Below are 7,321 nucleotides of genomic sequence, written 5' to 3' on the forward strand. Positions count from 1 at the left end.
ACATAGGCCTCCAACTGCTGCAATTCCCGCTTCAGTTCCACCTGATTCTCCTGCATGGAGATAGAATATCTTAAAAAAACTGCTAATTTTTCAATTGCCTCCGGCAGGATTCTCGTTCCTTCCTCACTCCTGGTCAGCCATTTTAATGTCGCCAGGGCATTGAAAAGGAAATGAGAGTTTATCTGAGCCCGCAGGGCCACCATCTCGGCGGTACGTTTGCTCTTATTTCGATTTTCAATTTCCACCAGCAGCTGATTGATATGGAGCTTTGTTCTGTCGATCTCACTTTCCAGTACTTTAAACTCATTTAGTCCTTCGGTCTGTGTCTTTGCGTTTTCTTCGTATTCGTCATGTCCTATCGCCATAATTCTTTTCTGGATGATCCCCAGCCTCTTATTAAGCTGATTGGAAATGAAGGATACAATGAAAAAAGATGCCACGATTATAAGAAAAATAATTGGAAGCATCCTTCCAAATACCTCCCACAGCCCGCGCTTTAAGTAATTCAAATCCGTATTAACAACCACTTTCCAGCCATTATCAGTCTCTGCAAGAATCGGAATCTTTCCATTGCTGTCTTTCAGGATAAACGCACCTTCCGGATTTATTTTCCGGCGCTGCAGTTCTTTTGAGAAATAGCTTCTGTCTGACATGGACATCACGGCATCACCGTTATAAATCACAATATCGTTACCACTTTTATCTTCATTAAAAAATCGATACAACTCCGTTTCATAGATCCGAAACTCGATATAATACCATCGTTTTGGATTTGGCTGATAAATTCTCTTATAAAAGGAGAATACTTTTTCATTCTTGTCATTTAAATAAGTTCCTTCATAAGCGTACTCTGATTTTCCAAGCTGTTCCCTTACAAAGGCTTTATGATTTTTTCGGAAATTCTCATGTTTTTCATCGTAAAAACCCTGCTTATACAAATTAATTTCACTGATTCTTCCCGAATTCAGCGTCATAAATTCAGCCGTCATTTTCTTTAAATACTCACTGGCCTCTTCATAAGTATCTGCCTTCAGCAGATTTAAAAAATGACTGTCCTTTTGAAGCAGGTTCATATAGGCTTCATAATACGCAAGGCAGCTGTCCGTATTTATGGCAACCTGTTTCGCCTGTGTTGTTAGAATTTCTTCCTCCTGTTCTCTGTAGCTGCTGCCAAGGTAAATATACAAAATAATTCCCAGACTCAAAATAATGATACCGATGACCAGTGTAAAAGATGCAAATAATTGCGTCCTGAATTTACAATTTCTCCATTTTTCCATCTGTATTCTCACCCTTTATACTTCTGCCTGTATTCGGTTGGAGTTATCCCTTTTTCTTTCTTGAAACTGGAATGAAAATAACTGATATTGTCAAAACCGCATTGCAGCGCAATATCACTGGCCGGTAAGTCGCTTTCCTTTAGCAGCCTTTGGGCATTTTCCAGTCTGACTCCCATTAAATATCGGTTGATTCCGCACCCTTTCGCTGTTTTAAACACGGTTCCGATATAATTTGGTGTAAAATGCATTGCCTTTGCAATGGATTCAATCGTAATCGGAGACGTATACTGCGTTTGTATTATATTTTCAATTTCTGATACAATCTGAGCCTTCCCTTTTTTCCGCTCTGTTCCCACTTCTACCTGAGCACTTGCATATATAAGACTTCTCTGACGAATTTCGTCATACAGCTGCCCTGCGTCTTTTGTATTCCCCTCTTCATCACACACGGATTCCCGACGCAGAATTTTACAGTTCTTTTCTCCAAAAAATTCATCCACTAATTTTTCCAGTTTGCCTGCCGCGTCTGTCATTCCTTCCGGGCTTATGCAGAATACCGTAACAAGGTTTCCTCTGGTCAGACATATATTTACAACCTTTGGGCATTGGCTGCGGCATATTTTCGTAAGTGAATCCAGCCCCCTTGTTATGCAGTCTGTCTTTTCTTCATCAAATGCCGTTACAATTTCTCCCAACGATTCGCCATCTCTGGACAACATCCAGCCTAAATTCAGTTGTTTTGCTTCCTCACTGTCTACTGCCACATTCATCAGCACTCTGCTGACCAGCGCCTGCCGGGCAAGCTTTAAACTGACCTCATAATTATTTTTAATCTTGTTATACAGTCTTTTTTCCAATTCCTTCTCCGTAATCTGGTCCACTGCCTTTTTTACATTTCTCAACAGCAGCATCTCATTTACAGGCTTTGTCATATAGGAAAAAATATTTAACTCGATCCCCTGTCTGGCATATTCAAAATCATCGTAGGAGCTGATAAATAAAATCTTGGTTTCCGGAAGGATTTTCCGGATTCGCTCGGTCATCTCAATCGCATTCATCACAGGCATACTGACATCGGTCAGGATAATGTCCGGCTTCAGTTCCATAGCCAGATTTAACCCCTGTGCACCGTTTGCAGCCTCCCCGATCACCTTTACCCCAATCAACTCCCAGTCAATGCTATTCTTTAACGCATTTCGCTCAAAACTCTCATCTTCTACAATCATTAATGTTGCCATAGAAACCCCTTCCCTTTTTTAATAACACCCCCATGTTGTTTTTATCTTACCATAATTTATTTGATTTTCATACCCTCTCCACACACACCAATCCCCCGGTCCGAACACCCGGACCGGGGGATTGTCATCCACTTCTTCCTTATACTCTTTTCTTCTTCCGCGCCATAATCATACTCTGCACCACCAAAAACAGGCACAGCATGGCGGCCACGGTAATTCCCGTCCACCATGCCTGATCGAGGCCGATGGAGGAAACGATATTTTGAATCGTGCTGAGTGACAGCACGCCGACAAACGTACCGGCGATATTGCCGACGCCGCCCGTCAGCAGCGTTCCGCCGATGATGGAAGACGCGATTGCATTCATCTCCATACCCATGGCGTGGGACGCCGATCCGGAGCCTACGTGCAGGAAATAGACGTAACCGCCGATCCCCGCCAGAAGGCCGCAGAGCAAATGCGCCAGAAATCTGGTCTTCTTCACATTGATTCCAAGCATCAGAGCGCTCTGCCTGCTGCCGCCCACCGCGTAAAAATTCCGCCCTGCCTTCGTCCATTTCAGGATACAGAACAGGATAATCACCACCAGAACGGCGACGATCACGCCAATCTCCACATATGCGTTAATGTATTTTCCCAGCTTGTTTACCGTTCCGAGTCCGGGTACATTGATCCGCGTATCTTTCAAAGCTACAAAGCCTTCATTGGCCACATTAAACGGAGCCGTATGAACAATCGTCGTCATGCCTCTGGCAAAGAACATCCCCGCCAGTGAGACGATAAACGGCTGGATATCCAGATAGGCCACGAGAAAGCCCTGTACCGCGCCGAATGCAAGGCCGATTCCCAGCGCAATCAGCAGGGAGGCGAAGACACTGCCTCCGTGATAATCCAGGTATACGGCGCAGCTCATGCTGACCAGTGCGACGACGCCTCCCACAGAGATATCAATTCCGCCGGTGATCATAACGAGGCTCATGCCGCAGGAGGTAATGATGAGCGCTGCATTCGCATTTAGAATATTGAAAAATGTCTGAGGCTTTAAAAACCCCTTTTTCAGAAATATCATGGCTCCGATATACATGACAAGGAAAACCACGATCGTAATGAGAAGCAGCAAATTCGTGTCAGTCAGCCTTTTCGGCTTATTTGGCAGCGCCTGGCTGCCTGTTTTTTTTGTGTTTGACATATCAGGCGACCTCCCTCTGTTTTCTTAAACTCTTTCCGAGGCTGGAAATCTTCTCTTTTACAGCCGGGGCGCTGATGACGACCAGCACGATGACGACCATGGCCTTATAGGCCGGAAGGGCATCCGAGGAGACATTAAACTTATAAAGGGTTGTCGTGAGGAACTGAATAACATAGGCTCCCAGAATCGACGCCATAATATTAAATTTACCGCCGCTTAACACATTTCCGCCGAGGGCGACCGCCAGGATGGCATCCATCTCGATATCCTTGGCAATGACCGAATAGTTGATGGTGGAGAGACGGCTCGTTTTAATCAGTGCTACAACCGCTACACACAGTCCCAGAATGACGAAGCTCAGCCATTTGATAAACGCAGGGTTTAAACCGTTCAGCCTGGAGGAACTGGCGTTAATTCCGACAGCCTGGGTATATAAGCCCAGATTCGTGAACTTTAACACCAGCATGGCGATGATGACGCAGACCACTGCCAGGAAAAATGGTGTGGGGATCGGGATTCCCGGAATAAATCCGCCGAAATACGTAAAAGTCTTATCCGTTACGATAGGAAGCTCATTGTTATTGATCCACGCGGCGATGGAACGGCCGGCAGTATAGAGGATCAAAGTCGCAACCATGGGCTGGATTTTAAAGATGGCTACCAGCACGCCGTTGAACGCGCCAAATACCATGGCGACCAGGCACGCGGCCAGAAATGCCACGATGATCGGAGCCCGAAGCGTCCCGTCTCCGCCCAGTCCCACGAGGACTCGCAAAATCACGGAACCTGCGATCGCCACAGCCGCGCCGACGCTGATATCCTGTCCGCCGGAAGCCGCCGTAACCAGCGTCATGCCGATGGCCAGAATGGCCACCTCGGAGCCATAGTCGAGAATCGTCATCACATATCCGGTTAAAACAGGGTCTCCGCCGCTGTTGGTTCCCAGTGTGATTTTGAAAAACGCCGGGTCAATTACCAGGTTAAATACCGTCAGCAGCAGAAGCGCCGCAATGGGGATGAAAATCTGCTTCCTGAATAAACCGGCAAACGCATTTGATATCGTTGTACTCTTCTTCCCTGTCATTCCATCTCACCTCCGGCAATGGTTTCCATGATTTTAGCCTGATTCAGCTCCTCACCCGACAGCTCTCCGACCACTCTGCGGTCACGCATGACGATCAAACGGGAGCACGTGTGAAGCATCTCATCCGTTTCAGAAGAAATAAAGGTGACGCTCATTCCCTCCGCGGCCAGCTTTAATACCAGCTTCTGTATTTCGATTTTCGTGCCAATGTCGATGCCGCGGGTCGGTTCGTCCAGGATCAGATATTCCGGATGGGTCAGCAGCCAGCGGGCAAGAATGACCTTCTGCTGGTTTCCTCCGGAAAGCGACTTAATGGGCGTATCCGCGGACGCGGTCTTAATTTCCAGCAGTTTGATGTACTCGTCTGCAAATTTATTTGCCTCCGCTCTGGAGAACGGCCGGAAAAATCCTCTCAGCACCTGTGCCGCAAGGATAATATTGTCTCTCACGGAGAGGTCCCCCACGATACCGTCGTTCTTGCGGTCCTCCGGAAGATAGGCAATCCCATTTTTCATGGCATCCAGAGGCTTTGTAATCTTCACCGCTTTTCCGTTCTTTTTCATCGTACCGGCGATCACCTTGTCTGCACTGAACATGGCGCGGACACATTCACTCCGCCCGGAGCCCAGAAGGCCGGTAAAGCCGTTGACCTCACCCTTTTTGATGTAGAAATCAAACGGCTTGATTCCCGCATCGCTCTGAAGACCCTCGGCCTCAATGACACGCTCATCGGCGCCTTTATAGCCTTCTGTCTTCTCCCGGATGTTTTCCATATCGTTCAGTTCCTTGCCGAGCATCTTCGCAACCAGCTTCACCCTCGGAAGCTCTTCTATGACGTATTCTCCCACCAGCTGGCCGTCGCGCAGAACTGTGATTTTATCGCATACCTCATAGACCTGATCCAGGAAATGGGTGACAAAGATGATGCCCACGCCCCGCTCTCTTAAATCCCTCATGAGACCGAAGAGCTTTTCCACCTCCGATTCGTCCAGGGAAGAGGTCGGCTCATCTAAAATCAATACCTTGCAGTCCATGTCAACCGCGCGGGCGATCGCTACCATCTGCTGAATCGCTATGGAGCAGTCGGATAACTGCTGGGTGGCCCCTGCCGGAATCCCCAGTTTGTCAAGAATCGCGTCCGCATCCGCGTTCATCTTCTTCCAGTCCATCATCTGCGTTTTTCCGCGTCCGATGTACATATTTTCAGCCACCGTAAGATTCGGGCACAAGGTAATCTCCTGATATACCGTGCTGATTCCCAGATTCTGTGCGTCACGGGGAGACTTGATAACCGCGGCCTTCTCCATGCCCTTTAAATAAATTTCGCCTTCATCCTTTTCATATACACCCGTCAGCACCTTAATCAGTGTGGACTTTCCCGCTCCGTTTTCACCCATCAGCGCGTGAATCTCCCCTTCACACAAGGTAAAATCCACCGCCTGCAGCGCGCGTACTCCCGGAAAGCTCTTATGTATATTTCTCATTTCCAATACAGACTTCTCTTTCACCAGCGCCATTCACTCCTTTTTGTAGGGAAAGAGCGCAAAGCGTTCATACGAATATCAGTTATGCCGCGCTGCACTCTTTCCATTTTCTATCCTATAAACATTTTATTGGCTTGTCGCCTAAATTCCGTATTTTTCAACGTCTTCTGCCGTAATGGTCGTGGCGTCGAAGCCTTTTTCGTCCATGATGATGGTCTTCTCGGTGAGTGTTTCGCCGTTCTGAACCTTCTTGATGATCTCGTCGATGTAGGAAGCCTGGAACGGGTTGCACTGTCCGTCGTAGTTCCAGTTCTGATCCAGCAGCTCCTGAAGCGCCCATTTATTGCAGTCAAATCCCATAACGATTACGTCCTTGCCGACGCCGTGGGAGATATTTGCCTTATCCAATGCGGCTACGGCGCCTTTCGCCATATCGTCGTTCTCTGCGTAGATGACATTGAATTTAGAGCCGGAATCGATGACTGACTGAACGATCTGCTGTGCTTTCTCGGAGTTCCACTCTGCGGTCTGCTGTGTGATCAGATTCCAGGAGTCGTCGGCCGCTACCTTAGCGTCGAGAGCGCCGGTACGTCCCTGCTGTGCCGCAGAACCCATAACACCCTGAATGTGAATTACGTTGTACTCGTCTAATCCCTGGTCAGCCAGCCAGTTTACTGCTGTCTCGCCTTCCTTGTTCATATCGGAAACGATGGAAGCCAGATATAAGTCCTCGCTGGCGTCGATGGTACGGTCAAACAAGATCACGCCGATGCCTGCGTCCTGGGCATCCTTCAACACACTGTCCCATCCGGAGGTATCTGCCGCGGATAACAGCAGGTAATCCACCTCATCCTGGATGAACTTCTGTGCCGCCGTAATCTGCTCATCGTTCTTTAAGCTGTAAGCAAATGAAGCGTCATAGCCATTTTCCTTGGTAAACATGGCTTTCAAATCAGCATCGTTGGCGGTACGGTACCCGGACTCGTTGGGGTCATTGTTGATGATGCCGACCCGGATTAACTCTCCGCTGTCAGCTGCAGGAGCTG

Annotated in this window: 6 protein-coding genes; all 6 read right to left on the reverse strand. The window is 47.9% G+C overall.

Annotation, left to right across the window (positions count from 1 at the left end):
- Positions 1–1,280: sensor histidine kinase (locus ACLTD4_RS16845; protein WP_412331432.1), on the reverse strand; the 1,280-nt coding region annotated here is incomplete at its 3' end.
- Positions 1,281–1,288: 8 nt separating this feature from the next.
- The gene (locus ACLTD4_RS16850) at positions 1,289–2,518 is read right to left on the reverse strand and encodes a response regulator transcription factor (protein WP_117622307.1); all 1,230 of its coding nucleotides are present in this window, start codon (positions 2,516–2,518) and stop codon (positions 1,289–1,291) included.
- 139 nt (positions 2,519–2,657) lie between these two features.
- Positions 2,658–3,707: an ABC transporter permease subunit gene (locus ACLTD4_RS16855; RefSeq protein WP_055655246.1), complete on the reverse strand. Its 1,050-nt coding sequence runs from the start codon at positions 3,705–3,707 to the stop codon at positions 2,658–2,660.
- A 1-nt stretch (position 3,708) separates the two neighbouring features.
- On the reverse strand, positions 3,709–4,791 hold the full coding sequence (locus ACLTD4_RS16860) for an ABC transporter permease (RefSeq protein WP_055655248.1): 1,083 nt from the start codon (positions 4,789–4,791) through the stop codon (positions 3,709–3,711).
- Positions 4,788–6,308, reverse strand: a complete 1,521-nt coding sequence (locus ACLTD4_RS16865) for a sugar ABC transporter ATP-binding protein (RefSeq protein WP_055655250.1) — start codon at positions 6,306–6,308, stop codon at positions 4,788–4,790. The genes ACLTD4_RS16860 and ACLTD4_RS16865 overlap by 4 nt, the downstream gene beginning before the upstream one ends.
- Before the next feature lie 108 nt (positions 6,309–6,416).
- Positions 6,417–7,321: ABC transporter substrate-binding protein (locus ACLTD4_RS16870; RefSeq protein WP_412331433.1), on the reverse strand; the 905-nt coding region annotated here is incomplete at its 5' end.

Source organism: Hungatella sp. (assembly GCF_046966825.1).